This is a genomic window from Anaerolineales bacterium (assembly GCA_015075625.1).
GTDB lineage: Bacteria > Chloroflexota > Anaerolineae > Aggregatilineales > UBA2796 > UBA2796.
The window spans coordinates 607,440-634,318 of sequence record JABTTZ010000002.1; the positions used below are offsets into that span (position 1 = coordinate 607,440).

At 53.9% G+C, this 26,879-nt stretch carries 30 protein-coding genes; 10 read left to right on the top strand and 20 right to left on the bottom strand.

What is annotated here, in order from left to right; all coding sequences use genetic code 11:
- Positions 1 to 82: 82 nt before the first annotated feature.
- Positions 83 to 637: a hypothetical protein gene (locus tag HS103_11265; GenBank protein ID MBE7513375.1), complete on the top strand. Its 555-nt coding sequence runs from the start codon at positions 83 to 85 to the stop codon at positions 635 to 637.
- 75 nt (positions 638 to 712) lie between these two features.
- On the opposite strand, the gene HS103_11270 is transcribed toward HS103_11265, so the two are convergent.
- The 4 genes from HS103_11270 to HS103_11285 all read right to left on the bottom strand — a co-directional run bounded on the left by HS103_11270 (position 713) and on the right by HS103_11285 (position 5,505).
- Positions 713 to 1,978: a tetratricopeptide repeat protein gene (locus HS103_11270; GenBank protein MBE7513376.1), complete on the bottom strand. Its 1,266-nt coding sequence runs from the start codon at positions 1,976 to 1,978 to the stop codon at positions 713 to 715.
- A complete protein-coding gene (locus HS103_11275) occupies positions 1,975 to 2,943 on the bottom strand; it encodes a polysaccharide deacetylase family protein (protein MBE7513377.1) in 969 nt (322 codons plus the stop codon). The genes HS103_11270 and HS103_11275 overlap by 4 nt, the downstream gene beginning before the upstream one ends.
- Before the next feature lie 76 nt (positions 2,944 to 3,019).
- Positions 3,020 to 3,769: an SDR family oxidoreductase gene (locus HS103_11280; GenBank protein MBE7513378.1), complete on the bottom strand. Its 750-nt coding sequence runs from the start codon at positions 3,767 to 3,769 to the stop codon at positions 3,020 to 3,022.
- On the bottom strand, positions 3,766 to 5,505 hold the full coding sequence (locus HS103_11285; GenBank protein ID MBE7513379.1) for a hypothetical protein: 1,740 nt from the start codon (positions 5,503 to 5,505) through the stop codon (positions 3,766 to 3,768). The genes HS103_11280 and HS103_11285 overlap by 4 nt, the downstream gene beginning before the upstream one ends.
- A gap of 298 nt (positions 5,506 to 5,803) precedes the next feature.
- On the opposite strand from HS103_11285, the gene HS103_11290 reads away from it, so the two are divergent.
- Positions 5,804 to 6,814: a rod shape-determining protein gene (locus HS103_11290; GenBank protein ID MBE7513380.1), complete on the top strand. Its 1,011-nt coding sequence runs from the start codon at positions 5,804 to 5,806 to the stop codon at positions 6,812 to 6,814.
- A gap of 19 nt (positions 6,815 to 6,833) precedes the next feature.
- Here the strand turns inward: HS103_11290 and HS103_11295 are convergent, their stop codons facing one another.
- The 4 genes from HS103_11295 to HS103_11310 all read right to left on the bottom strand — a co-directional run bounded on the left by HS103_11295 (position 6,834) and on the right by HS103_11310 (position 10,320).
- Positions 6,834 to 7,760 carry an NAD-dependent epimerase/dehydratase family protein gene (locus HS103_11295; GenBank protein MBE7513381.1) on the bottom strand — a complete coding sequence of 309 codons (927 nt, stop codon included), beginning with the start codon at positions 7,758 to 7,760 and terminating at the stop codon, positions 6,834 to 6,836.
- Positions 7,761 to 7,837: 77 nt separating this feature from the next.
- Entirely contained in the window at positions 7,838 to 8,344 is a 507-nt protein-coding gene (gene ruvX, locus HS103_11300) for a Holliday junction resolvase RuvX (protein MBE7513382.1), read from the bottom strand.
- Positions 8,341 to 9,885: a hypothetical protein gene (locus tag HS103_11305; GenBank protein ID MBE7513383.1), complete on the bottom strand. Its 1,545-nt coding sequence runs from the start codon at positions 9,883 to 9,885 to the stop codon at positions 8,341 to 8,343. Before HS103_11305 ends, ruvX begins: the two co-directional genes overlap by 4 nt.
- A 12-nt stretch (positions 9,886 to 9,897) precedes the next feature.
- Positions 9,898 to 10,320, bottom strand: coding sequence for a response regulator (locus tag HS103_11310; GenBank protein MBE7513384.1), 423 nt, complete (start codon positions 10,318 to 10,320; stop codon positions 9,898 to 9,900).
- A gap of 174 nt (positions 10,321 to 10,494) precedes the next feature.
- On the opposite strand from HS103_11310, the gene HS103_11315 reads away from it, so the two are divergent.
- From HS103_11315 to acpS, 3 genes are all read left to right on the top strand, one after another.
- On the top strand, positions 10,495 to 11,406 hold the full coding sequence (locus HS103_11315) for a hypothetical protein (GenBank protein MBE7513385.1): 912 nt from the start codon (positions 10,495 to 10,497) through the stop codon (positions 11,404 to 11,406).
- Positions 11,407 to 11,878: 472 nt separating this feature from the next.
- Positions 11,879 to 12,250 (top strand): response regulator, encoded by a 372-nt coding sequence (locus tag HS103_11320; protein MBE7513386.1) that lies wholly within the window; start codon positions 11,879 to 11,881, stop codon positions 12,248 to 12,250.
- Positions 12,250 to 12,612: a holo-ACP synthase gene (acpS, locus tag HS103_11325; GenBank protein ID MBE7513387.1), complete on the top strand. Its 363-nt coding sequence runs from the start codon at positions 12,250 to 12,252 to the stop codon at positions 12,610 to 12,612. The genes HS103_11320 and acpS overlap by 1 nt, the downstream gene beginning before the upstream one ends.
- On the opposite strand, the gene HS103_11330 is transcribed toward acpS, so the two are convergent.
- The 5 genes from HS103_11330 to HS103_11350 form a co-directional block, all read right to left on the bottom strand.
- Positions 12,579 to 13,004: a response regulator gene (locus tag HS103_11330; protein MBE7513388.1), complete on the bottom strand. Its 426-nt coding sequence runs from the start codon at positions 13,002 to 13,004 to the stop codon at positions 12,579 to 12,581. The two genes, acpS and HS103_11330, sit on opposite strands and share 34 nt — an antisense overlap.
- 37 nt (positions 13,005 to 13,041) lie before the next feature.
- Positions 13,042 to 13,503, bottom strand: coding sequence for a response regulator (locus HS103_11335; protein ID MBE7513389.1), 462 nt, complete (start codon positions 13,501 to 13,503; stop codon positions 13,042 to 13,044).
- A gap of 151 nt (positions 13,504 to 13,654) precedes the next feature.
- Complete coding sequence (locus tag HS103_11340) at positions 13,655 to 14,077, bottom strand: response regulator transcription factor (GenBank protein ID MBE7513390.1); 423 nt, start codon at positions 14,075 to 14,077, stop codon at positions 13,655 to 13,657.
- A 144-nt stretch (positions 14,078 to 14,221) separates the two neighbouring features.
- Positions 14,222 to 14,863, bottom strand: coding sequence for a response regulator transcription factor (locus HS103_11345; GenBank protein ID MBE7513391.1), 642 nt, complete (start codon positions 14,861 to 14,863; stop codon positions 14,222 to 14,224).
- On the bottom strand, positions 14,860 to 16,035 hold the full coding sequence (locus HS103_11350; protein ID MBE7513392.1) for a GAF domain-containing sensor histidine kinase: 1,176 nt from the start codon (positions 16,033 to 16,035) through the stop codon (positions 14,860 to 14,862). The genes HS103_11345 and HS103_11350 overlap by 4 nt, the downstream gene beginning before the upstream one ends.
- 747 nt (positions 16,036 to 16,782) lie before the next feature.
- Here HS103_11350 and HS103_11355 point away from each other — a divergent pair.
- Positions 16,783 to 17,868 (top strand): spermidine/putrescine ABC transporter substrate-binding protein, encoded by a 1,086-nt coding sequence (locus HS103_11355; GenBank protein ID MBE7513393.1) that lies wholly within the window; start codon positions 16,783 to 16,785, stop codon positions 17,866 to 17,868.
- Between the two features lie 70 nt (positions 17,869 to 17,938).
- Here the strand turns inward: HS103_11355 and HS103_11360 are convergent, their stop codons facing one another.
- Both HS103_11360 and HS103_11365 read right to left on the bottom strand, forming a co-directional pair.
- The gene (locus HS103_11360; GenBank protein ID MBE7513394.1) at positions 17,939 to 18,232 is read right to left on the bottom strand and encodes an HNH endonuclease; all 294 of its coding nucleotides are present in this window, start codon (positions 18,230 to 18,232) and stop codon (positions 17,939 to 17,941) included.
- A gap of 2 nt (positions 18,233 to 18,234) precedes the next feature.
- Positions 18,235 to 18,657: a zinc ribbon domain-containing protein gene (locus HS103_11365; GenBank protein ID MBE7513395.1), complete on the bottom strand. Its 423-nt coding sequence runs from the start codon at positions 18,655 to 18,657 to the stop codon at positions 18,235 to 18,237.
- A gap of 224 nt (positions 18,658 to 18,881) precedes the next feature.
- Between HS103_11365 and glgB the strand changes: the two genes are divergently transcribed.
- The 3 genes from glgB (at position 18,882) to HS103_11380 (ending at position 22,172) form a co-directional block, all read left to right on the top strand.
- Positions 18,882 to 21,062, top strand: coding sequence for a 1,4-alpha-glucan branching protein GlgB (glgB, locus tag HS103_11370; protein ID MBE7513396.1), 2,181 nt, complete (start codon positions 18,882 to 18,884; stop codon positions 21,060 to 21,062).
- Positions 21,063 to 21,534: 472 nt separating this feature from the next.
- A complete protein-coding gene (locus HS103_11375) occupies positions 21,535 to 21,900 on the top strand; it encodes a hypothetical protein (protein ID MBE7513397.1) in 366 nt (121 codons plus the stop codon).
- Positions 21,864 to 22,172, top strand: a complete 309-nt coding sequence (locus HS103_11380; protein MBE7513398.1) for a hypothetical protein — start codon at positions 21,864 to 21,866, stop codon at positions 22,170 to 22,172. The genes HS103_11375 and HS103_11380 overlap by 37 nt, the downstream gene beginning before the upstream one ends.
- Here HS103_11380 and HS103_11385 read toward each other — a convergent pair.
- The 5 genes from HS103_11385 to HS103_11405 form a co-directional block, all read right to left on the bottom strand.
- Positions 22,121 to 23,023 (bottom strand): LLM class F420-dependent oxidoreductase, encoded by a 903-nt coding sequence (locus tag HS103_11385; protein MBE7513399.1) that lies wholly within the window; start codon positions 23,021 to 23,023, stop codon positions 22,121 to 22,123. The genes HS103_11380 and HS103_11385 overlap by 52 nt on opposite strands.
- Positions 23,024 to 23,091: 68 nt before the next feature.
- Positions 23,092 to 23,715, bottom strand: coding sequence for a 2-phospho-L-lactate guanylyltransferase (cofC, locus tag HS103_11390; GenBank protein MBE7513400.1), 624 nt, complete (start codon positions 23,713 to 23,715; stop codon positions 23,092 to 23,094).
- Positions 23,716 to 23,733: 18 nt separating this feature from the next.
- Positions 23,734 to 24,705 carry a 2-phospho-L-lactate transferase gene (locus tag HS103_11395; protein MBE7513401.1) on the bottom strand — a complete coding sequence of 324 codons (972 nt, stop codon included), beginning with the start codon at positions 24,703 to 24,705 and terminating at the stop codon, positions 23,734 to 23,736.
- A complete protein-coding gene (locus HS103_11400; protein MBE7513402.1) occupies positions 24,696 to 25,307 on the bottom strand; it encodes a nitroreductase family protein in 612 nt (203 codons plus the stop codon). The genes HS103_11395 and HS103_11400 overlap by 10 nt, the downstream gene beginning before the upstream one ends.
- A 67-nt stretch (positions 25,308 to 25,374) precedes the next feature.
- Complete coding sequence (locus HS103_11405; GenBank protein ID MBE7513403.1) at positions 25,375 to 26,184, bottom strand: rhomboid family intramembrane serine protease; 810 nt, start codon at positions 26,182 to 26,184, stop codon at positions 25,375 to 25,377.
- A 231-nt stretch (positions 26,185 to 26,415) separates the two neighbouring features.
- On the opposite strand from HS103_11405, the gene HS103_11410 reads away from it, so the two are divergent.
- Positions 26,416 to 26,856 carry an NUDIX hydrolase gene (locus tag HS103_11410; GenBank protein MBE7513404.1) on the top strand — a complete coding sequence of 147 codons (441 nt, stop codon included), beginning with the start codon at positions 26,416 to 26,418 and terminating at the stop codon, positions 26,854 to 26,856.
- The last annotated feature ends 23 nt before the right edge of the window (positions 26,857 to 26,879 follow it).

Below are 26,879 nucleotides of genomic sequence, written 5' to 3' on the forward strand. Positions count from 1 at the left end.
CTATAAAGATCAGCGCCCCACAATTCTGAAAAACGATCTACACTACAGAGACTTGTGCCTATGTGCAGTGAGGAGACAACCCATGATCGCTCGGAAAACCCTGATGCGTGCGTTTACCTTTTTGCTCGTCGCTGGAATGATAGCGGCTTGTGGGGGAGCAACTTCCGACCCCACCGCCGCGAATATGATGCCCGCACTATCCGGCTACAATGTCACCGATACGATGGATATTGTCGACACCGTGAGCAAAGCGATTGCTGGTGCGGCGGCAAGTGGCGGTCAGTTGCAAGTGACCGGCGCTGTCTTGTTTGCTAATGAATTGGCGAAGTGCTATCAAAAGGCAGGCGCTGTGCAAGGGCGCACCTATCTAAACCAAGCAAATCCGCTTGACTCTGGGCTGGTCATCATTGTGAACCGGAATAAACTGATCGATCCAGCCACGCTCTTGGGCTGTATTGCGCCGAATAACCTAGCCGGGGCAGCCACGATTGGGGATGAATACCAACCCTGCGCATTCGTCTATACACTGCCCAAAGATAACAACGAATTTTATATTGGCTTCATTGCCACCAATGAGCCGCTTTGCTCGCAGTTCTGCTCGAAATTGGAAGGATGCTCGGAGCGGCGCGGGAAATAGCGCCGCTCGCCGCCCGTTCGTTGGTTCCTGTGGGGGATAGAGGGGCGGCTTGTGCTGCCCTCTTAGCCTGATGATCTACGAAACATTGTCCGTTAATGACCAAAACGCCGCAATCAAGCCAATTGAATCCACCGGCTCAAGTAGAGCGAGGAGGCGTTTCATCCGCGCCTCTAAGCCCGGTGCTTGGCAAAATCCGCGCAGGCGCTTTAACTGCAAGGCAGCAATGCTCTCATTCATATTATTGACGCCGCTGATCCCCATCCCACAGTGAGCCAGGATGTCCGTAATTAACGCCTCTGGGTTGCGTGTGTTGAGCGTAAGCTGCTTTGAGGCGCTGTCATTGGCGGCATGAAAATCGGCATTGGCGGCGGCGGTTTCCCCTAAACGGAGGTGGGCAATTCCTCGTAACAAGGCAATTTGCGGATCGTTTTTGGGGTTATGGTAAGCGACTGCGGCGTTTGCCGTGGCAAGGGCTGCTTTGAAATCCTCTTGAAGAAGGTAAAAGGAAGCCAACGAGCCATGCTTATAACTAAGCCCCAGTTTGTAGCCCATGCGCTTATCACGGGCAATACCTTCTTTAAGGCAGGTCAATGCCTCGGCAAAGGTGTCAGCGCTTATGAGTGCCTCGGCAAGATTACCAAGCGCCCGTGAATAGGCAACAGCATTTTCCCGCGTTCCCTCCAACGCCTGATCATGATGGCTTATCGCCATACTGAGGTTGCCGAGGGCATGATAGACATTCCCCATGTTGCCAAACAGGACGCCGATCAAGCCTGTTGCGTCAATTTCTGGTGAGGTTTCGAGGATCGTTTGTACTTTTTTATAGAAGGTCAATGCATTAGAAAAATCACCAACTCCCGCCGCACATGATCCCAACGCCAGTAGGACGACGATCTCTGTCCGACGATCCTCGTGTTGGCGTGCCATGGATAAGACCACCTGATAATGGTGAACGGCTTCCTCAATCCGCCCTAAACTGAACAAGCGGTTGCCGATGTTCGTTCGCCACGTCATTTCATTGGCAACATCCCCGATCTGTTCGGTGATTTCTAATGCCTTCTGTTGATACATAATCGCCTTTTCCAATTCCCCTAACTGCCCATAGATACTCCCCAATTCCCCCCAATTGCTTTGCGCTAGTTGAGGCTTATCCGCTAAGTTACCAATCAGCCGTTCATGGAGTTCTGCCAATAAACGAAACTCCCCTTGTTTGAACAACTCTTGCGAGAAGGCAAAAAGGTAAAGTGCCGCCGCTTCGTAGTGGGCGTTATCACAAAGGTGATGAAACCAAGCAATGCGTTTTGAATTTTTGCCTTTTGGGAGGGGGGTTGATCGACTCATTGGCACACTGCTCCCTTTGGATCGGGCGTTGGGGCATAGCCAATTCCCACTGTTTTGCTATTTGGCTCATCCACCGGACGGGGGAGCGCCTTGAATGTCGCACCAAGCGCCCGCAACCGAAAAATAATCGTGGGCAGGGCTTTGCGGCAAAGTTCAGCAGCATCATGGAGCAAGATTACCAAGCCATCTCTGGCTTCCAAACTGCGACGGGGTGGCTCATCGGTACAAAGGTAGTGATTCACGCCGTAATAACCAAAGCCACCATCCAATGTCCAGCGGATAGCTTCTTCGGGTGTTGTGGGGTGCGCCCGTATTGCCGGAATACCATCGCCGCTGAGGGCGTGCCACCCGCTGTAATCATAAACGCCCTTGAGCCAGGGCAGTTTATCAAGGTAGCCGCGCATCGTTTTTGAATACTCTAGAGTGCGGTAGTTCTTCAGGTCAAGAAACGGTGTAAGACCGTTGTTTCCCCCCGGACGGCGGTACATGTGTGGCTGACTTAGGTAGCGTTCATAGGCTTCCACATCCGCCGCTTGAAGGATAGTGCGAATCCGAATTTCCGCTTCAAAGTACTGCTGGGCAAGAATGGTGTACTTAGTCTCATCAAGGACGGTGTTCCCTCCTTGCCGCCAAAGATGGTTGCCTAAGGCATGACCCTCGCGGATAATGCGGGCGAGGATGGGTCCTTCCCAATCGTTGATCGAACGCCCGTGAACGAAAAACGAGGCAGGGATGCCCTCTGCCTTAAGAAGATCAAGGACTTCGGTGGTCGGACCCGATAAATCTTTTTCTGTTGTTGGTCCGTCATCAAAGGTCAGATACACATCAAAAGGCAACGGGGCGGCAGCCTGTGCCAAACGAGGAAGAAGGCAATCTATTGTAGGGGAAAGGGCGGCAGTACCTGCTCCAAGCAGAAGTGTACGTAAAAACTGACGACGATTCACTGGGCGATTCACAGATGGCATGATCCTCTTGAAAGGCAATTCCCTAACAATAGCATCTGCCGATGAAAAAATCGAGGGCGGACGCCCTTAGACCGCCCTAAAGCAGCCCTTCACCACCATCCACACGGATGATTGCCCCCGTCAGAAAAGGTTCAGAGGCAAGGTAGGCTACTGCCCGTGCCACATCAGTTGGTTCGCCCGTGCGCTTTAAGGGGAGACGTTCTCCTAGTATTGCCCATTGTTCAGGGCTGTTCCCCGCATCGCGCAGGACGGGACCGGGTGCTACCGCATTCACGCGAATAGTCGGGGCAAGGCTCACCGCTAAGACCTCTGTGAGCATCTTTAATCCGGCTTTAGACACGCTGTGATGAGGGTATGTCTTCCATGGATGGAAGGCGCTCAGATCAAGGATATTGATAATCGATCCGCCTTCCCTGCGTCCATTCATAAGCCCGGCTGCCGCTTGGCTGCACAGAAATGGTGCAGTCAAGTTCACATCCAACACATCTCGCCATTCGTCCACTGTCACATCGAGGATCGGTTTCGGGTAAAAGACGGAAGCGTTATTCACGAGCAAATCAAGTCGCCCGAACCGCGCCCGAATCGTCCTAAACAAGAGGGCAATCTGAAGGGGATCACGAAGATCTGCCTTCACCATGTACGCCTGAACGCCAAGCCCTTCGATCTCACGGACAGCGCTTTCGGCATCGGCATCGCTGTTGCTATGGTGAACGAGAAGGTTCATCCCCCGCCCTGCCAGTTCAAGGGCAATAGCTCGCCCTACCCGCCGTGCCGACCCTGTTACCAGCGCTACTTTTCCGGCTAGGGGAATTGCCGTAGTTGTCATGATTCGTCTTCACCACCTTCCAAAACCACCATAATACCTTCTTCTTTTAGGGCATCCATGAGGGATGACCAATGTTCTTCCCGAACAACCACCGTCGCCGCCCCCAACTGCCGTCCGACATAACGGCGCAATCCGGGGTTGTTCAGAATTCGAGTGAGCAAATCAGCGGTGGGCGTTTCGAGGATGATTGGTTGGCTCATTCGGCAGGGAACGCTGGTGCTGCCGCTCATGTCCCATCCTTCGATCATAGCGATAATCTCATCGGAGAGTTTTTCCCCGCTGGCATGGCGTAAAAAGGTGATGACTGGCTCGGCTTTCAGGTTTTGCCCTTTTGCCCGCTCCCATCCCGTTGGAGAAAGTTTAAAAAGATAGGGATCGCCCGCTGACACCCATTCGGTGAAACGGGCGATTTGGAAGCGCTGGAAGCGGCTTGCAGCGCGAGGTACCTCAATCGTTAGATCCGGTTTGATTAGGATGGGCTTTGCAATCTGGGTATCAGAAGGGAATGGCGTTTCTTTCGCCTCCTCATCGTCAATGAAGGCTGTGCCATATCCGGTGAGGCGGAAGGCGCTGGCGTCAGCGGTAATGTCCACCAGCCCTAACCCATGCATAACACCCGTCAGAACAAATTTAAGAACTGCGCCATCAATAACATCCCATGAATCCATCCCGCGCAAGTATTTCCCCGTCTCGGCGTCACGGATATACCAACTATCAAAATCGGCGTTCGGGCGCTGAAACGCCGGTTCATCTTCTTTAATTCCTTCGATAATCTCTTCCACCGGACACCACGCCCCAGGCGAAACAATATCAAGGGCGCTCAGCATCGTTTTGCGGGGCAGTGTTGGATCGTTTTGCCATCCTGTTTTTTCTGGTTTAATGCCCGGTAAAAGCCAGAGTTCGTTGTAACGGATGCTGCCATACCACGCCTTTACCAGCGCATGAAGTTGTGCCGAGCGCGGGAGTTCTAGCCATTTTTTCGCCTCGGCTGAGTGCAGTTGAAGCAACCCATTGTTTTGTTCGGGGGATTCCACAAGATGCAAATCAAGGGCAAGGGCAATCATCAGGGCAAGATGAGCCGTGCTGCCTGTCCCAAGAAAGTACTTCTTTATCCCTGTTCGATACTCGGTGGGAAGGACTCCCTCCTTCAGGGGAATGTCCTCTATTCGGCAGAGGGCGAGGAAGGTGGTGAGGTCGTCTACAATCGTTGTATCGGCAAGTTTGGCATTGGGTGGCATCTTGGGCAGTACAGTGGGGAGGGGTTCTTGGGCAAGCTGTGCATAACTGCTTGTGGCTTGTAGAAATTCTCCCGCCAATGTTGCTAAGTCGCTTGGCACATAAACCACAGGGATGGGCTGCCCCTGTGTTGATTTTTGCATCCGCTTTGCCACCATCCCCCGATAATAAAGCGCCTCAGCAGGTGAGGCGGGGTTCATATACGGTTTTTCACGAACCAGTTTATCGATCCCAACCGATTTGATCTCCCCAAACATCTTGCTGAACATCGGAAAGGGCATAGCCCCTTTTGACCCAATCAATGTTTGCAATGCCATCCGCTGATCGTCGGGGAGCTTTGCCCACATACCCCGTGCCTTTTCCGGGGTTAGCATGACGATAGCAAGGTGTTCGGCGGCAGCGGCGGGTTGGTGCGTGGCGAGATCAACATCCCAGCGGTTGGCGATCACCCGCAATAGTTCTAGATCATACTCGGCAAGGGTCCTGGCAAGCGTTTGCACAACGGTTTACTCCCTGATTCATCCCTATTTTAGACGATTATGAGGAAAAGCGCACAAATGATCCAAAGAGCGCACGGCGGCAAGCGGCGTGTATCGCCCTGCTTTAACAACGGTAGAACCTACGCAGTTAAACGTGTTTGCCCAGTGGGAGAAGGGGGGGAGGGGGATGAGGGCAAATGCGTAACGCCTAAACGGGAAACAACGTCCCCCAACGCGAATTACGGCATAAGGCTGCAAACGGGGTATCCTCTCCCTTGCCCTTCGGCTATAATTCCTCCTCCGAAACGAGGGATACTTCATGGGTTTGTTTAATCGGAAACTAGGCATCGACTTAGGGACGATCAATGTGATCATGTCCCAAAATGGGCAGATCGTCCTCCAAGAACCGTCGATGGTGGCGCTGACGATTGAAGATGAAAAAATTGTTGCTATTGGGCAAGAAGCGCGGGATATGTATGGACGCCACCCAGAGCATATTGAGGTTGTCCGCCCGCTGCGTGATGGGGTTATTGCTGATTACGAAGTGACTGAGGCGATGCTCCGTTACTTCTTGCGTAAGATCGGCGTGCGAGGGCGGCTTTTTGGTGGACCTCAGGTGATGATCAGCGTTCCTTATGGGGTGACTAGCGTCGAACGACGCGCCGTCCATGAGGCAGCAGTACAAGCTGGCGCACGAGAAGCAATTTTGATTCAAGAACCTCTCGCCGCAGCCATTGGCGCGGGCTTACCGGTGAAAACACCAGCTGGCAATATGATCTTGAACTTGGGTGGGGGGGCAAGCGAAGCGGCGGTTGTTGCCATGAATGGCATTGTTGTTGCCGATAGTGTCCGTGTTGGTGGAATGCGCGTTGACGAAGCGATCATCAATTACATGCGCCGCAAATATGGCTTGGTTATTGGGCAACCCACTGCCGAGTCGATCAAAATTCAGATTGGGGCAGCCGTCCCCTTAAAAGACGAACTGACGATGGAAGTACAGGGGCGCGATCAGGTTAGCGGACTGCCGCGCACAGTAGCCATCAGTACCTCGGAAATTGTCGAGGCAATCCAAGATACGCTCAGCCTAATCGCTGGTGTAGCGAAGTCTGTCCTTGAAAAAACGCCGCCCGAACTTGCCTCAGACATTATTGATCGGGGTGTCATTATCACTGGCGGTGGCGGGTTGCTGCGCGGAATTGATGATTACATCACAAAGCAAATTGGCGTCCCTGCCTACCGTGCCGATGATCCGGTGGTGTGTACGGCGGTGGGCGCAGGGCGGGCGCTAGATGATAGCGCTTTGCTGCGCCGTATGGTCGGTGGAGTGTAAGGTCGGTTGCCCTAAACGCCTAACCCTGAAACCGCGAATCGAGAATAACCGTTCGTCGGAGTCCCTCGGCTAAGGTAATTTTAGGGGTAAAATTGAGCAGTTGGCGTGCTTTTTCCAGCCCTGCCCGCATGTGGGAAACCCCCCCGCTCTGCGTTGCGCTATGAAGGGGCTGAACGTCCTTCCCTAGAACAATGCCGATCTCCCGCACCAAGTCATTGACACTGGTTTCCGCACCGCTTCCGATGTTGATCACTTCGCGATCTACATGCAGCGCGGTGCTGGCAGCTACCAACGCATCGACGACATCATCAATGTAGATGTAATCGCGGGTTTGGCGTCCATCACCATGAATGATGATTGAGCCACCCCGTTGGGCATGGCGGATAAACTGGGGGATTACCGGAGGGTGAGCAGCCGGAAGCTGCTGCCAAGCACCATAGGCATTGAAAATCCGCAGGCTGACAGCCTCAATTCCCCACAACATTCCGCAGGTGCGCACATAATATTCGGCGGCAAGTTTGGAAACGGCATAGGGTGAGCGCGGGTCAGGCGTGAAATCTTCTTGAAGGGGTTGTTTTTCTTGTTCGCCATAGACTGCCCCAGAGGAACTAAAGACAAGTCGCCCCACCCCAACCGCACGCATCGCCTCTAACAGGCTGACGGTCCCTCCGACATTGGTGGCGTTGTACTCACGGGGATAAAGGATACTCTCTGGGACAGAAACCCGTGCCGCAAGGTGGTAAACACAATCCACCCCTTGCAAAAGTGTCCATAGTTTTGGTGTGTCGTTGACATCGGCACGGGTGAATAGCACCTTTGGATCAAGACGCCCCGAATCACCCGCACTTAGATCGTCAAGGGCGCGTACCTCATGCCCGCTGGTAGCAAGACGGTTTGCTAAAGCAGCCCCAATAAATCCTGCTCCGCCGGTTACTAAGTAGCGCATCGCTGTCACTATCCCATCGTTAAAGATTTATCATCAACCACACAGAAACGTCGAATGATCATCACCTTAGGATCGGTTTAGCCATCTGAGGTATCCGGGCGTTTTTCCCCTGGTTCTCCCTGTTCTCGATGAGCCTTAAGGTACGCCTCTAAGATAATGGCGGCGGCGTGATGATCAAGCCGCTCACCACGAGAGGGGGGTTCTCCACGCTCTATCGCCTGCAAATCTGCCTCAAACGAGCTATAGCGCTCATCCCAAAGGAAGATGGGGACGTTCACCGCTGCCCCTAAACGGGACGCCCAACGGCGCACCGTCCGCCCCAGCGCCCGAATTGAATCGCTACCTTCAGTATCATCTTCCATGGGCAGCGGCAGCCCAACAACAATCCCAACTGCCTCATACTTGGCGATTAACGCCCGTAGAATGGCGAATTCCGCCTCACGGGTGGTACGCTGAATAATCTGCAAGGGGCGAGTGATAATCCGCGAAGCATCACAAAGCGCCACACCAATGATCCTAGTGCCGTAATCAATGCCCAACAGCACCCCACGCGGTGAGGTGGGGGGTAAGAGCAGCACACTCATCCGCGTCGCACCGTGATTGAAATGCGCAAGGGCAAAGCGGGGAAGTTAGACAAAAAGCCCGGGTAGAGGACAATTTCTGGGCGGCGGAGAGGGTCAAGCAGAAATTCCCGATCTAGTATTGTTAGGACATCCGAAATAGACATACCCGCCACCCGCCGACGGAGTGCCTCGGTGTCAATACGTGCGGCGACATCTGCTGAGGCGCTCACCGGAAGGGTCGCTATGCGTCCATCCCCTTCTAGACGTGCCGCTCCCCGATTGAAGGTGACGCTCTCCACAACGAGCGCCATCCCCGGCGGAATCTCTTTTGAAAGTTGGGCTATAGCTGCGCGGCGTGCCGATTGTTCGTCAATAATCAACGCTTGAAGGCGAGCGCGAAGGGTGAGGGTGAGCGTATCAGCGGCATCGCCAACAAAGGCGTTATAGGTAGCTTCCTCCGCCCCTTCGTTGATGATGCGAATCGACTCTGGTACGACGATCTGTGTTCCCCCTAAACGGGCGGCAAATGCGCCGAGTGAGTCTTGTCGCAGCTTTTCACGGGCAAGGATCAGCAGATCATCGGCATCCTTTTTCGTGACGACTCCTTGTTCACGTACCGATCCGCCCGTTGTTGGTTCGGGGTTGCGAACAGAGAGCAACCGCCCCAAATCCCCTTCGATATTGATGATTAGGTTTGCCTCAATATTGCCCCGTGTCCCGTTGCTTTCAGGCATGGCAAGGATTGGCACATTGACGAATCGCCCCACGCCTGCCCCTAAGGTTGCTTCAGCGGTGGTATAAAATCGTGCCGGATCGCGCCCTGTACTGAAGATCACTGTCCCTTGTGGGATGAATACCTCAGACTCAATGCGGTTGGTGAAGATGGCAATCCCACTTGCCGGGTTGGTTGGAACATCACTGATTCCAGTGGTGGGGATATTTGCCCGTGTCTCAATATCCAAGGTCTGCACGGCGGCAGGGATGCGTCGTCCTTCGACATCAATCTGGGAGAGCGTCGAATCTGCCGTCAGAATAAGAGCAGTGTTGATCTGTCCATAAGCAGGAAAGACCTGTAAATCGGCTGCCGGCAAGAGCAAATAGGCGATTAGAAGGAGGAGAAGCCCCAATGCCCCTACCGTCCCATAGCGGGCGATTTGCCTGCGGCGACGCTGCTTCGGGGCGAGAACACGCTCACGACTGCGGCGGAGAAGAAGCTCATGGGGATCGGGAGCGTTATCACGGGTGGGGCGTTCGGCAAAGCCTGCCGTCAGCGGCACTTTCCAACGTCCACGCTGGCTGGCGTAAATGGACGAAAAAACAGAGATATTCAGATCGTGGGCAATAGCGATCACTTCGGCATCATGGCTGACAAGAGCAAGGCGTATTCCCCGTCGTGCTGCTTCGCGCCCAATCAAGACGAGATCAAGTTTACGCCCCAAGAGGGGGCGATCACTGTACTGCGGCAAGACCAATAATGCCCGCTCAGCGCGTACAAAGGCGAGTCGATCTCGGATAGAGATCGAATCATCATACGCTTCCAGCGTGATGATTTGAAGTTTCATACCGGTTGGAGCTTAACTGGTTCCATCATTGGAAGTCGTTTCGCTACCGACATTCTCCACCCTCAAAATCTTTCGCACCGCCTGAATCAAGTCAGAGGGGCTAAAGGGTTTCGTGACATAATCATTCACTTTAGCGATGTTCAGCCCTAGACGGCGATCAATATCCTGTGCCTTTGCGGTGAGAATAATCACTGGAATATGTTTCGTAGCGTCATTCGCCCGGATCGATTGATAGACTTCCCAACCATCCATATCGGGCATCATGAGGTCAAGCAAGACAAGGTTTGGCTTTAAAGCCTCCACCGCCCGCAAGCCATCTGCGCCGTTCCCAACGCCAGTTACCTCAAACCCTTCCCGTTTCAAAATCAATTTCACAAGTTCAATGGTTTTGGGATCATCTTCAATACAGACGATCTTCACCGGATGGTCAGTCATCACGGTTCTCCCGCTTATAATGGCAAAAAATGATATACTGAGTCTATCACATGCCCTCTATTGGGAAAAGATGAGCGGCAATGCACAAGAATCATACCCAACAAAAACTCAGGTACTATTAAAGAGCATGTCTTTCTTGGGAACAAGCAGAATAGGCATAAGGAGAAGGCGACGATGAGCGACGATCCGGCGATCAATGTCTCGCAACAAGACATAGAAGAAACAACCCGCCTATTAGAGCAGATGGTTAGCGCAGCGAAAAAACAAGTTGGGACATTGGCAGGCGGTGTCCAGACCGACCTTGCCGCTGAAGGGGTTGCCCTCTTAGATAAACTGCGAACCGTAGAAGTACGTTTTTCTAACCCTAACGCAAAATTTTTCCGGTTGACCCCCAAACGCTTTGAGCGCGAGGGCATTGAGCTTGCCGGATGGGTAAAGGATAGTTTGAAAACCTTTGACTACTATTTCTTAGGGATGACCGCCAACCTCTTTACCGGAGATACGGGCGTTCAGTTTAGTTCCCTTCTAACACGTTTTACCTTTAGCCCAGATACAACCATCCTGCACAGCCTATTCCCCACCAGCCAATGGCGAACCGTCTTTAGCGTTGAAGGCGGGTTTAGTGTGGGCGTTGATAACGAACTTAACTATGGCATTGAGGCACCAGAGCGCTCCCTGGAGATTCCCGGCTTGAATGCCAGCGTGCGTGGGGCGTTAACCACCAGCGGCGGCTTGAAAGGAAAAGCCGTCATTGCCATGCCCGATTTCAAATATGAACAAGGGCGAAGCGAGATTGCCGTTGCCGGAGAGGGCAGCGACATTGCCCAATGGCGAGTGACGACGCCGGAATTGAAACAACAACAGCGCGTCGATTACGCCATGATTTTCAAAGTCCCCAAAGGGGCAGCAGCGATTACCCTTGAAGGGAAGATGATCGCCCAAACCTCTATGCCCTGGCTCACGGCGCGTCTTGGTGATCTCTTGAACGCGCTGGCAGGCGTATTTCCTTTCCTCACGCGGCGCGATGCAAAGCTCCCGTTAGGCGCGGTGGAAACGTGGAAAGACCTTGCCCTACCGCAGGATTGAGGATGTGATAGAGAAGACTCCATAGAAAACTTCGCTAGGAACTCGCCTTAGGCAAACGGTCTGATTCTCCTTGAGATTAGCTGTATAAAAGGGCGGGGAGGGAGGAACGCCCCTCCCAAAGAGTGTCCCCCTCAGCCCGCTATGCGGGAGAGGGGGCGAGGGGTTGTGTGTAAGGTGCGTTAGAAAGACATTCAAAACGTTTAGTCGGCACGTGGTTTTGCCAACATAACCATGACAACAGCCTCATTTTTCAAGTCATGCTACACTATTTAGACGTGACATGCTTGCCCTTGTCGTTCTACTCCCTTATCCTGATGGGAAAAGGGGAAATTAGGTTTTTGAAGGGGTTAAGCCTTCACACTCACACTACCCCTTTGAGCAATCACAGGGCAATGTGGTTCGACTGGGGACATCCTAACTCGATTAGGGCGAATGATCATCCGACGGGCATTCAGGGGAGGACGCAATCACGATGAAACGTGTCATGGTAGTTGACGATGAACAAGGCGCACGTAAAATCCTGAATATCTTACTTAATCGGGTAGGCTTTTTTGTTATTGAGGCGGCAAATGCCGACGACGCCTTAAAGCATTTGGAAGCGGATATCCCTGATTTGATTATCCTCGATATTATGATGGGGGGGATGGATGGAATCACGCTCTGTCGAACACTTCGCAACCACCCACAGACGGCGCAAACGCCTATTCTAATGCTCTCCGCTCGTTCCGATGGGGAAGCGGTTGTCCAAAGCGCTGATGCAGGAGCGACAGATTACATTCAGAAACCCATCTTCCACAACGACCTTGTGGCGCGGGTGCGGGCGCTGCTAAAGATGTCCGATTAATGCTGCGCGTTGGTGTCGATATGATTGAGGTCAGGCGCATTGCCGAGGCGCTCGCGCGGCATGGGGATCGCTTTTTGATGCGCTGTTTCACGCTTGGAGAACAAACAACCTGCGCCGGTGCAGCGCCGCGTTTGGCGGCACGCTTTGCCGCCAAAGAAGCGGTGGCGAAAGCACTTGGTACAGGGATTGGCGCTGTGCGTTGGGTAGAAATTGAGGTGGTCAGCGATTCAGAGGGGCGCCCCTCGGTGCATCTTCATGGCGATGCGGCTCGTCTTGCCCATGCCCTAAGGTTAACGACATGGGAGATCAGCCTGACCCACACGGATGATCAGGCACTCGCGTTTGTTGTGGCAATGGGCTGAGCGGGGGGATCACTAGGCGCTTCCAAATTGCCCGTATCTCCCAATAACCGGCGCGTCATGGTGATCAATTCGTGAACACTGATTGGCTTTTGCAAGAACAAATCGGCAAGCTCTCCCTCAGGGGTGCCCATAGCCACTGCGTTGCTGCTGACCATAATCACTTTCACCATCCGCATCGTGGCTTCCCTTCGGATATGGGCAAGAACTTCTAACCCCGTCATCCTCGGCATGTTGACATCCATAATGACAACATCCGGCAGATGTTTCACCAGCGCAGCAATCCCTTCTATCCCGTCACAGGCAAGGCGAACATCGAAATTCGCCTTGCGAAACACCCGTGTGTAAATCAACCGTAGATCGTCGTTGTCTTCCACAATGAGAACGCTGCGCATAGGGTGTGGACTCTCGTTGGAATGAACCTAATCGAATTTAAAGGGTGCTGCGTGAGCTAGGGATGCGATTTAAGATGCGCCCAATATCCTTAACCAAGGTCATGACATTGAACGGTTTGCTGATGTAGCCATCAAAGCCGGCACTCACAATCCGCTCTTTGTCGCCGTCAATAGCATAGGCCGTCACGGCAATGGTGGGAATATTGGTATAAGCGGGGTTTCCCCGGATGATTTCGATCATCTCGTACCCATCGACTTCCGGCATCCGAATATCGGCAAGGATCAGATTCGGGCAGATTTTTTCTAAAATCGCCAACCCCTCACGTCCATTGCGGGCGGTGTGGACGATTGCGCCATGATAGTTCAGCACAGAACGAATCACGGTTACGTTATCTGGGGTGTCGTCCACAACAAGGATATTCCAACCTTCCACGCTGAGGGGAATTTCACGGGTGATTTTATGAGGTGGGAGCGGTGGGGTCATGGTTGAATTAGCCATTGTAATACTCAAGCCTTCTGTGCTTTATAAGGGCGAAAATGGGTCAGGATTAGCGCAGTGGAAGGTGCCTTTATGGAACCCTAAGCAAGCATACTACACATTGAAATTCGTCTTCAAGCAGGATGCACATTTTTCAGGAAAAATTCACAGCCTATACCTTTAGTGCTTCAACCAATGCCTCATGAAGCTGCTCGAACGAGGCATACTTTGCCACACAGCTTACCGCCCCCGCTCGCAGCATTGCCGTTCGCAGGTGGGCGTCCTCAAACCCGATAAGGGCGATCACACGCACTTCTGGACACCGTTCGCGCAGCATATAGGCAACGTCAATTCCATTGAGCTTGGGCATTGAAATATCCAAAAAAATCACGTCTGGATGGGTCTTCAGGCATAACTCCACCGCCCCCATACCATCGTGTGCCATACCAAGCAACGTTACACCATCGATTGCGCTTAGAAAGCGCTTTAGGCTTTGACACATGGGGGCAAAATCATCGGCTATAACAACCTGCACCGTTCTTGATAATGGCTCACTGTGCAAGGGGTAGCCAATGTGACTATTTTGTTGGATCATGGTACGTTCCGTTAAGTACTGTGGCACGGTACTGATTCCCCCAATAGCGATAATCATATGCTCAAATAGTGGAGAATACATCCGTAAAGAGGGGGGTTTTGCCCTAGCCGATAGTCTAGTTTTCTCCCTAGTCGCTCAGAGCCATTACTTCACCAGTTTCTTCTCCAGCGCCAAAGCGACTGCCTCGGTGCGGCTGGTGACGCCCAATTTGGTGAGGATACTGCTGATGTGAAATTTCACTGTGGAAAGGCTGACGGTCAATCGCTCCGCTATTTGTGGATTGCTCATCCCCTTCACGAGGAGAGTCAGCACCTCTTGCTCGCGTGTGGTAAGCATGTAATCGGGGAGCGGGGGTTGGGTTGCCGTTCGTACCAGTGCTTCTGTCGCCTCTGGATCAAGGTAACGCAAGCCAGCAACAGCATTGCGAATGGCGCGTTCAAGCTCCTCAAAGGTAACACTCTTGAGGACGTAGCCTGTTGCCCCCGCCTGAAGGGCGGTTTTGACCATTTCATCCTCTTTAGAACTGGTGAGAATGATGATTTTGACCTCAGGTTGGGCGGTTTTGATGTGGCGGGTGGCCGCAATACCGTCCATACGGGGCATCAGGATGTCCATCAAGATAACATCGGGCTTCGCATTGGCACATAGTTGTACGGCATCTTCGCCATTGGCGGCTTCGGCAACCAATTCCATATCGCTGAAGGCGCGTAAAAAAACCCCTAATCCGCGCCGCACAACATCGTGATCATCCACTAACATAACCCGAATCATTGGCGCATCACTCATGCATCCTCCTGGACATTCCAAACCAATTCGACCAAACATCCTTTGTCGGGAGCGCTGATGCATTGGAACTGCGCACCGACTCCGGTGGCGCGTTCGTGCATGATCATCAAGCCCATATGCCCTGATTGAATCATCTTAAGATCGAACCCTTTGCCATTATCGCGGATAGAGAGCCGCACACCCTCTAGCGTGCGGATGAGGTGTGCCTCAACAAAAGTTGCCCCCGAATGTTTGAAGATGTTATTTAACGCTTCTTGTGCTACACGGTAAAAGACAAGCTGGACCTTACTGGGAAGATCACGCTCACCCTCAACATTCAAGGTGTACTCTACCATCATACGCCCGGCAAGGGCGTTCATAAGGTGCGTTAACAATTCCCGCATGTTTGCTGTTTCTAGGGTATGCGGGCGTAGTTCAAAAAGCATCGTTCGCATCTCTGCCAATGCCCCAAGATTCAAGCGGGCAAGCTCCACAAGACCTTCTTGAACGGCGTCACTCCCTTTTTTCCACAGGTGGGGCAGCGTCTGGGCAACCATGCTGGCAGAAAAAAGCGTCTGAGTGACGGAATCATGAAGTTCGCGGGCAAGCCGTTGGCGTTCGCTGTTGACAGCAAGCGCCTTCACTTCTTCTGTCCGTTCAGCAATCTTTTGTTCAAGCATCTCGTTGAATCGCGCATTCTCAATGCACACAGCGGCATGGCTGGCAATATAGCCAAAGATTTCTAAATCAGCATCGCGGAATAAATCTGTTAGCGTGCGGTTCTCCACGTATAACCCGCCGATCACTGTCCCCCGTGCGATGAGAGGGGCGCACATCACCGAACGGAGTTTCAAGGCGTGAACACTATGAGCATTGGAATAGAAAGGGTCTTCAATGGCACTGGCGGTAATCAGTGCTTTTTCTGTGGTGATTGCCTGTCCTAAAATAGTATAACTGATCTGCATCTCTGGTTCAGAAATCTCGCCCCCACCACGACTTCGTTTCACGCGGAAATCGAGTTCGCCCGTTTCCCCTATAAGAACAAGAAACCCATATTCTGCCCCAAACATATCAAGCGTGGTATCCATCGAGTATTGCAAGAGGGGGTCAAGGGCGCGTGTCTCCGCCATCTGACGACTAATATCAATCAGTTTGGGAAGGCGTTCGTCATAGAGAACAGGCTTCTCAGTCATCACGATCTGTCCTGCTAGTTATTTTCACTGCTAATTATCGTTCTTTGTCATTCTTACGCCACTTTGTCAATTTAGCAAAAAGGGAACAGCAAAAAACACCCTACGTGTTAAGGGTTTTGGTTCAGCATTGCTCAACCACCCCTTTACATAACACAGGGTAAACGAACCCCAATCTCACTGGGTAAGCTCTAATCAAATTGCTCAACCTAAGTACAAATACAATGAAACGGCGGGATAACGCATGATCCCGCTGCTATAAAGCAGCGGGCTGAAAACAGCCACCCCTTCGGGGCTTAAAAGGCATCGCTGCACCGATTGTTCTACCTTCTTTACCCCAATGGACTTTTGTGACGGTACTTAGTAGTCCACCACAGTAATTTCTAAAGAACCCCTATCCCCCCTGCCCCTCTTTCCCCGCACGCGGAGAAAGGGGAGAAATTCTGCGGGCGAGGGGGTGAGGGGGCTTCCCCCTCAAAGACGTGATTCCCCCTTCTCCTTGTGGGAGAAGGAGGGTAGGAGGATGAGGGCAACTGCGTAACGTCTACTCTAATCAAATTGCTCAACCGAGAACATGTTTCAAGGAGATTGCCCTTATTGATTGATCTGCCGGCTCATCACCCTATACGTATTGCTCTCTGATGCTCCCTTCGCTACAATGATCCTGTGCGGTAGACCCTCGGCGCGTCAGCGTTGGGGACGTTTGGCAGACCTAACCTTGTGAGATTGTCTAATCTAGGAGTAACCTCCATGCGCAAAGGCATGATCCTCGTCGTGATCCTTGTTTTGGTTGGCGTCTCGCTCGGCGTTCGGGCAAAGGCGCAGCCCGAACTAGACAGCGAACTTTACATCTACAATTGGTCGGACTACATGGATGAGTCCTTGCTTGAAGAATACGAAACGCAGTTTGGGGTCAAAATCACCTACGACACCTTTGCCTCGCTAGAGGAGATGTTCGCCAAAATTCAAGCTGGGGCAGAGTATGACGTGATCTTCCCCTCCGACTTTATGATCGCCCGCATGATTGAACTGAACTTGCTTCAAAAGTATGATAAAGCGAACGTCCCCAACCTGAGTAACGTTGGCGGGGAATACCGTGAGGTGTGGTTTGATCCCGGTGCGGAATACTGCGTTCCCTACCAATGGGGATCAACGGGACTGGCGGTTTCGCGCAAGCTGGATCGTATTCCCGATAGTTGGGGGGCGCTTTTTGACCCCGAACAGGCGGCATACTACGCCCAAAACGGCGGGATCAACATCCTTGACGACCAGCGCGAGGTGATCGGCGCGGCGTTGAAATACCTCGGCTATTCGCTGAATGAAACCGATCCAGCGCACCTTGAGGCGGCACGCGATCTAATCATCGCCGCAAAGGGAAATTTCCTCTACTATAACAGCAGCGATTATCAAGATACCCTGCTCATCCCGGGCGAAGTGGCGCTCTCCCATTCATGGGATGGCTCTACTGTCAAGGCAGCAATTGCCACCAAGAGCGAGGAATTTCCGCTTGGCGAGTGGATTCATATTGTGCCAAAGGAAGGGGCAACGCGCTTCATGGAGGGGATGTGTATTCCAGCGACGGTGAACGCCAAGCGGAAGGCGACGGCGGAACACTTCATCAACTTCATGATGATTCCTGAACATGCCGCCCGCAACAGCAACGTGACCGGCTATTACTCCACAAACACGCCCGCCTTTGAGTTCTTCCTTCCAGAGTTGAAAGAACTGCTGCCCTCAGTGGACGTGATTGAAACGTTGGAGTGGATGCGTCCTCTGCCAGAAGAATCGATGCGGTTGTGGGATCAGATTTGGACGGAAATTCGAGCGGCAGGGTGAGCAGAGACACCCCCCCACCTTTCGTTATCATTTCGTAGGGACGCCCCTCAGTCTAACGACAAGGGCACCCTCAATACCGATTCCGACGCGGGCGGACAGCAATCCGCCCATCCCGCTGCTTGCGCACCCAAGCAAGGTAGGTTTGGATGTCGAGGTCGGCGCGGATTGCCTCTAGGGTTGATTTTTCGCGGGCGAGCGTCCGGTTGCGGAAGAAACGGTGCAGTGTGGCGTGGCAGGGACTGCACAACTCCACCGTTTCCCTCCCCCCCTCCGACTTCGGGATGATGTGGTGCTTGGAAAGGTAACTCACCTCTCGCTCACAAAGGGTGCAGCGGAGCGGGGTAGTTTTTTCGTTGTCGGGCATAGCTAGAAATCACCTCCGCCTAACCCCCCATCATCAGCCCCGCCACCGAGAATGTCCCCTGCCGCCCCCGATGCCTCCAACGAGGACTCAATCGATTCGGGGTCTTCGCCCTTCTCCAAGCGCCCGACCACCTCGTTGAACTCATCCCCGAGGTCTTCGCCCGACTCAGCGCTCATGCGGCGCATGAAGCGTCCGAGCGTTTGCGGGTCGGCGTCCTCTAGTCCCGCCAATGCAGAGTCGTCCTCCATGGCGTCGAAGCGCGAATCCTCCGAACGCAAGATCGCCACCCGCCGGATAGAGCGGACGACGTTTTTTCCCTGACAGCGCGGGCAGGTTTTTTCCGCCGTGTCATAGTCGGCAAAGGATTTGAAGCGAAGCACCCCGCGCCAACGGCAGTCGGGGCAGCGAAAATCATAAGAAGGCATGGCTTTGGTCTACTCCGCCGATCCGTCCAACGATGATGACTCTATGGTAGCGAAAATGCTCACCATCAGCCACCCCTAAACGCTTGCTGCTCACTCCCTAAAGAAGGGGCTTGTCGGCTTGCCCTATTGCCCCTTCCCATTCTGCGTTGATTGGCGGGAAAACGCTATAATCCTTTTTGTAAACATCGTTCATTTTGGTACGCGCTTATTTAGGTAATGTTACTATGCCCAACGATACCCTTACTGCCGCAATTGACGCCCTCATGCACGCTATGCATGGCGCACCCTTTGAGATTCTCGGTATTCATGATGCCGGGGATGGACAATCGATCATCCGCACCGTTCAACCGCACCTTCAGGGGGTGACGGTGGTTGTAGGGAAGGCGCGTCACCCGATGACAAAACGCCATGAGTACGGGTTGTGGGAGGTAACCATCCCCACACCGGGCGAGGGCTATCACATGATGGGGACAACCACTGATGGGCAACCGATCACCTTTGATGATCCCTACAGTTTTCCCCCCACCCTCACCGATTATGATATTTACCTTCTGGGCGAAGGGACGCACCTGAACGCTTACGACAAACTTGGCGCACACCTCATCGAGATTGATGGGGTGGCGGGGGTGCGCTTCACCGTTTGGGCGCCCAATGCAAAGCGGATCAGCATTGTGGGTAATTTCAATGGGTGGGATGACCGGATGCACCCTATGCGCCACCTATCCAATGGCTTCTGGGAGCTTTTCATCCCCGGTATGAAAGATGGCGAGGTCTATAAATACGACATTCTCTCCCACAATGCCGGCTATAAGGGGCAAAAATGCGATCCCTACGGCTTCCGCACGGAAGTCCGCCCCAACAACGCCTCGATTGTCTGCGACCTCAGCGGCTACACCTGGGGCGATGCCGAATGGATGGGCAGCCGTGAAGCGCGAAACGGTTTGAAAGCGCCCGTCGCCATTTATGAAGTCCATTTGGGGTCGTGGCGGCGCAAAGAGGATGGGACATGGCTCAGCTATCGGGAACTTGCCCATGAATTGGTCGATTACGTCAAATCAATGAACTTTACGCACATTGAATTGATGCCTGTTGCCGAACACCCCCTCGATGCCTCATGGGGGTACCAAGTGACAGGCTATTTTGCCCCCACCAGCCGCTTCGGATCGCCCGCCGATTTCATGTACTTTGTGGATCGCTGCCATCAAAATGGGATCGGTGTCCTCCTAGACTGGGTACCGGCGCACTTTCCGAAGGACGGTCATGCCCTCAGCTACTTTGATGGGACGCACCTTTACGAACACGCCGATTCGCGGCAGGGCGAACACCCCGATTGGGGGACGCTGATCTTCAACTATGGACGTAACGAGGTGCGTAATTTCTTGATCTCGAATGCCCTGTTTTGGTTAGATAAATATCATATCGATGGGCTGCGGGTGGACGCCGTGTCCTCCATGCTTTACCTCGATTTTTCTCGCAAGGCAGGGGAGTGGATTCCCAACCGCTATGGGAGCAACGAAAACCTTGAGGCGATCAGTTTCTTAAAGCAGTTCAATGAGATCGTTCACGATAAATTCCCCGGCGCTGTCACGGTGGCAGAAGAATCCACCGCATGGGCAATGGTTTCCCGCCCCGTCTACATTGGCGGATTGGGCTTCACCTACAAATGGAACATGGGCTGGATGCACGACACCCTGAAGTACATCAGCAAAGACCCCGTGTACCGCCGTTGGGAACACAATTCGCTGACCTTTTCGATGCTCTATGCCTTCAACGAAAACTTCGTCCTCTCCCTCTCCCATGATGAAGTTGTCCATATGAAAGGCTCGCTGATTCACAAGATCGCTGGCGATTGGTGGCAAAAATTCGCTACGCTGCGGCTCTTGCTCGGCTACCAATACACACATCCGGGCAAAAAGCTCAACTTCATGGGGGCGGAATTCGGGCAGTGGAACGAATGGAGCGAGACACGCTCGCTCGATTGGTATTTGCTTGAACTTCCTACCCACACTAGTATGCAGGCGTGGACACGCGACCTGAACAGGTTTTACTGCGAGAACCCCGCCCTTTACGAGGTTGATTTCGATTGGACAGGGTTCAAGTGGATCAACGCCAACGACTCTGATAACAGCATCTTCAGCTATGCTCGCTTTGCGGCGGATGCCTCCAACTTTCTGGTGGTGGTTTTGAACCTCACCCCTGTTGTCCGCGAGAGGTATACCATTGGCGTGCCGGAAGCAGGCGCCTACCGTGAAGTGCTGAACAGCGATTCAGCGTTTTACGGGGGGAGCAATGTTGGCAATGGGGGCGGGGTACAGGCATCGGACAGTCCATGGGGCGAATTCCCCGCCTCGCTTTCTCTCACCATCCCCCCTTTAGGGATGCTCATCTTGAAACGCGATAAATGAGGCGCTGACCAGCACCTTCACTGCATGGGCGCCCCCTGGGGCGTCCGTCTGACCCCGTGCTAAAGCCGCGGGCTGAAATCAACCGCACTTACGGAGCGGTTATCCCTAGTGCAGTGGCTTCAGACGCGCCCCCCCCAACTCCCCTATCACCCCTGCTTTCAGCCCAACGGCTTTAGCACCGAGGGCAGGTTTTCTGTAAAGGTTTTACAATCTTTATACAATTCTTATAACTTGCAGCATAGGTGGCAACTAAATGGGATTTTCACTGTGAACAGAGCGACGCTCAATCATCGCCTCCCCCTTCTCAATCTAATCGCCTATGCCGCGACGATCCTGATGAATTTCGTCTCCCAAGCGCCGGGGGTCTTTACCCAAACGGTGGGCAAACTAGGCGAAAGTCGGGCAATCTTTTTCCTTCCTGCTGGCTATGTATTCGCCATTTGGGGGATGATCTACCTCGGCTTGGGAGCATATGTCCTCTATCAGGGGCGTCCCCCCCCAACGGGAGAACCCCATCATCGGCAAGATAAGCGGATGGTTCATCCTCAGCAGTGTAGGAAATATTGCCTGGCTTTTCTTATCCCTCGCCAACCAAACGGCGATCAGCACGCTTGCCATGCTGGTTATCCTCGTCTCCCTGATCATAATCTACCTTCGTTTAGGGATTTGGCGTGGTGGGGGAAGCAGCCGCGAAGGCTGGCTGGTGCATACGTCCTTCAGCATCTACTTAGGCTGGATCACCGTAGCGACGGTGGCAAACATCGCGGCGGCGCTCTATGATGCTGGCGTAGTGACCCTTTTATGGGGATCAATGCCGATCTATGGGCGGCAATCATGATGGCTGTGGCGGGGATGCTCACCCTGCTGATGATCGCCCTTCGGCATGATACAGCCTATGCGCTTGTTGTGGTATGGGCGTTGGTGGGAAGCTACAACCGCCCCTTCGGGACGGCGGTCTTTCGCCTGCTCTCAGGGTTGAATGCGGGCATGGTCGATACGGTGGCGCTCATGGTGGCGCTGATTGTGGCTGGCGGAATCCTCACGGCGTTTGTGGCGCGTTACACCAGTGCTGCCTTTGCCAAACCTTCCAACCCGTCTATGTCGTCCTGATCAAGCCATTGCAGCATGATCCGTTGGACTCCAACGCGCTCATACTCGCCAATCTGATCCTGAATCTCGCTTGGCGTCCCAACGACGACGCCAAGTGCCCGCAGCCCCTCCCGCGAGCGTTCTCCCAACCGCCCCTTCACCGCTGCCTCTGTTCGCCCAAAGTAACACCCAGTCATCAGCGTTCGGCGGACATCGGTAGGCTTTCGTCCGGCGGCAACCAGCAAATCATCAAGGCGGGCGTTGCCCGCAGCAATATCAGCCGGGGGCATAAAGACGGCATTCCATTCGTGGGCATATTTCGCCACCAACGGAAGGGTCTTTTTCGGTCCGCGTCCGCCAATCACAATAGGGAGAGCGCGTGCCGGACGGGGAAGAAGGGTTGCTCCTCGCAGGCGGTAATATGTCCCTTCAAAATGGACGGGGGTATCGCTCCCCAAGAGGCGCGTCATAACCTCTAAACCTTCCTCGAAACGGGCAAAGCGGGCGGGAAGTTCGAGCAAATCCCACCCATACTGATCGTGTTCGCGTTTTTGCCACCCCGCGCCAACACCCAGTTGCAGCCGTCCACCAGAGAGATCATCCACTGCCGCCGCCATACGTGCCGTCATGGAGGGGTGACGAAAGGACACTGGCGAGACGAGCGGACCGAATTCAATCCGTTTTGTGTGGCTTGCCAACCAAGTGAGGGATACCCACAGTTCAAGGGAGTCCTTGTCGGGGGCATCGGCGTTCGTGTAGTGATCGGAGCGATAAAGCCCGACGAAGCCGCAATCTTCCACTGTACGGGCAAGGCGCTGCCACCGCGCCCACGTTAGCCCATCCTGCCCTTCAATCATGATGGCAATTTCCATAGGTAATTTCACGGCGTCCTCTGTTGCCCTTAGACGACAAAGGACGCCGCATGTCTCCTTTCAATAGATCAATAATAGAGCGGAGATGCCGCGGCGCCGCTCCATTGTTCGTAATGGGTCAGGTCGTCGGGGGTGTCCAAATCAAGGGCGATCCGCTCTGAGCGGTAAACCTGTACGGTAGCTCCTGCCTCCCGCGCTAAGGTCATGTGGCGGGCAAAACTCCCCTCGCCAAAGCCAAAAGGTATTAACCCAGGTGGGGCGATGAATAGAGCGTTTGTCCCTTCTTCAAAGCGATCCGGGGCAATGACTACCGAGGCATTAAAGCGCCCCATGTGAACGATCTTTTCGACATCTTCACCCGTATAAAGCGGGAGATCGGAGGGCATGACTAAGATCGCCTCTGCCCCCTGTACGCGGACAACCTCTGCCGCCCGTGCCAACGCTGCGTTCAACTCTGGAGCGCCGCTTTCCTGCACGGTAAAAACGCCCATATCACGGGCAATTGCCAGCGCCCGCGAATCGCGGCTGACAACGGTCACACCGGTGATCACCGGCGCCTCTTTAAGGGTCAAAATACCATGCCGCAGCATCCGCTCTGCCAACGCCTCGCGTTGTTCCGCCGTGAGGACGTTTGCCAACCGACTCTTCGCCCGGACAAACGGTTTCACCGGGATGATCGCCCATACGCGCATAAAAGTATCTCCTCAATTTTAATCTAACACACTCAGCAAACGGCGGCGTTCAGCAGCAGCCCAATCCAGCAAGGTACGCGCCACCATCAGGCGGCGTTCGGGGGTGTCCAACATAATCTCGGCGGGGTGAAGGGTCAGCCCTGCCATCCCCGTCAGCCCCTCGGCATCATGGGGATCAACGAGCATTCCATCCAGCAGGTTTGCCGAAGCATAGTAGGCATAAATGCCCGCAACGCTAGCCTCTAGTCCTAATTCGCCCATGATTTTCACCGTAGGTCCCTTGATCGCCTTCCCCCCAATCAGCGGACTAACGGCAAGGGCGATCCCGCGCCGCCGTTCAAGCGCTGTCCGTATCTCTTGTACAGCAAGAATCGGTGCAATGCTCAAAACGGGGTTGGAGGGGGCAAGCACAATCAGGTCGGCTTCCTCAATAGAGTGGAGAACACCCGGCGCGGCGTCGGCATTTGCCGCCCCTGCGTAGTGGATTGCCCGTGCAGTGGGCTGCCAACGGTGACGAACAAAATAGCTTTGGAAATCCAGCAGTCCATGTTCGGCGGTGTCAATCTGTGTGGCAACGGGCTGATCAGTCATCGGGAGCAAGCGTGTTGCCACCCCTAAGCGCTTTGCCAGATCTGCCATCACCACACTGAGCGGAAGTCCCCCGGAGAGCCATTCCGTGCGCAGGATACTGGTTGCCACATCGCGATCCCCCAAGCCAAACCAGACCTCCTCGCCATAGGCTGCCAACATGCCAATCATCTCGCGGGTGTCGTCGGCAATGCCCCACCCCGCCGCGCCAATCCGCCCGGCAAGCGTGTAGAGGATCGAATCCAAATCGGGCGAGACGGCAAGACCGTGAAAACGGAAATCGTCCCCTGTGTTGGCGATGACGGTGAGCGCCCCGGCTGGAAGCGCCCGCGCTAAGCCATCGACCATCCGCGCCCCGCCGCCCCCACCAGCAAGGACAACAACGGAAGGTGTTAGCGCCATAAAAGCCTCGTTTCCAAACTGTGGCGGGTCGATGCCCGCGTTACAGCGGGGTAACCCAATGTAATGAGTGCTTGCGGCTGCCAATCATCGGGAAGTGCTAGCGCGTCCCGAACGACCTCTGGGCAAAAAAGCGGCGCACACATCCAGCACGCCCCCAACCCCTCGGCGTGTGCGGCAAGAAGGATGTTTTGGACTGCCATTGCCGTACTTTGCACCGCCATAAGGTGTTCGGCAGCGCTGCGACGCGGGTCGGGGTAGTGATCCATGTCAATGAGGCTGAGGGCGGCAATAATCACGATGGGCGCTGCTGTGATGCGGGCGTAGGAACGCCCCGTATCCGCCGCAATTGCCTCGGCAGAAACACCATCCACCGTCAAATCCGCCCGGAGTTGCTCGCCCATTGCCTGTGCCAAACGCTCCCGCCTCTCGCCCTGTTCAGTAACGGCGAAACGCCATGGTTGGCGGTTATGCGCAGAAGGTGACCAGATTGCCAAAGAAAGCAACGTTTCCACCACCTCCCGCGAGACGGGACGATCCGTATAACGGCGGATCGAACGCCTACCTCTGATTATATGCCCAATTTCAGACGCCACAGATGACACTCGTTTTACAAAATGGTTGCGGAATCATAAAAAGAACGCAAAAGAGTGTAGAAGAAAACGACCTACCCTACCGCAGACTCCCTAAGGCAAAGATATAGATCACCAAAAGGGCAGCAGCATAAATGAGCGGGATGTACCATGTCTGGCGAAAGGGACGCCCGCGCACGATGCGCTGGCGTGGCGCTCCGCCCTCGCTAGGGGTGAAGAACTCACCCGATGGGAGGTAGAGCGGGGTGATCAGGCTGCCGAGGATAATCCCCCCCACAAAACCGCCTATATGACCCCAGTTATCAATGCCCCGCGTGCCGGGGATTACCTGTGTCAGCAGCCCCAACCCAAAATTCAACGCAGCAAAGCCAGCGAGGTTGCGCAGTTCGCGCTTGCCAAGTTCCCCAAAGAGGATGCGATTTTGGTAGATGAATACTATATAACTACCAAAGATGGCAAAGATCGCCCCCGACGCACCAATAGACGTTCCGCGATTGAAGATCAGGCTGGCAAGCGAACCGCTTAGCCCACCAAGAAGGTAAATGGCGGCAAAACGCCCCCGTCCCCACATGTGTTCAAGGCTGCGCCCATAGAAAAATAAGGCAAAGGCGTTGAACAGGAGGTGGATTTGCCCGGCATGGAGGAACATCGCCGTGAATAGACGGTAATGCTCCCCATAGCGTACCACACGCTGAAAATCCAGCGCCCCCCATGTGAGCAGCGGGTAACTGAGCGTCGCCGTGTCGCTGACCTGTTGGTAAACGCCCTCGACAAGGAGCGCACCGATAAGGATAGTAAGGATGGTATAGGTGAGCAATGGGCGTTCCAGAAAGGGTATGGCTTGGGGGGAGGGAGCAGCCGGCATTGATGGGGCAGGTTGGTGAGTCATCTTGGTGAGCCTCGTGTGAATGATAGGATTTTATCAGATAGGAAGGTGAAAATCGTTAAAAGGGATAGAGAATCCCTTAAAACGCCGTGCTGCCCGCCATGCCGTAGCGCAAACTGATAGATTTCTGTAAGTTTAAATTTTTGCAAAAATAGCATATAATTTGTGTATATGTCGGCGAATCACCTCTTGAGGCTGATTCGCCTTATCGCACACACAGACGGAGAAAAGATTATGGCGATGCCAGCCCGTGTACCTGCGGTTCGGGCAGTAATTGCCCACGAGGGTCGGTTTCTTCTTGTCCAACATCATAACCAACTGCCCGCGAATGCCGGAAAATGGGGACTGCCGGGTGGGCGCATTGAGGCAACCGACAAGGATTTGATCTTTGCCTTAGAGCGCGAACTTCACGAAGAATTTGCCATGCAGATTAATTTGGTTGGCTTTGTGGCAATGTATACCTTCCGGGACCGCTCACATCATATTTTTCTGGCGACTCCGCGCTCATTGGAATTCACCATTGATCGTAAAGAGATCGTTGATACCCAGTGGTGTACGCTGGAAGAAGTGCGCTCGCAGCATGATAGTGGGCGGCTGCACGCCGGCTTTGAATTAGCGGCAATCCGCGCCAGTCTTGCCCGCTATGGCGGCGCCGTTTCAGGGCGCACCGCGTAGGGAGACAAAGGCTTGGCATACTA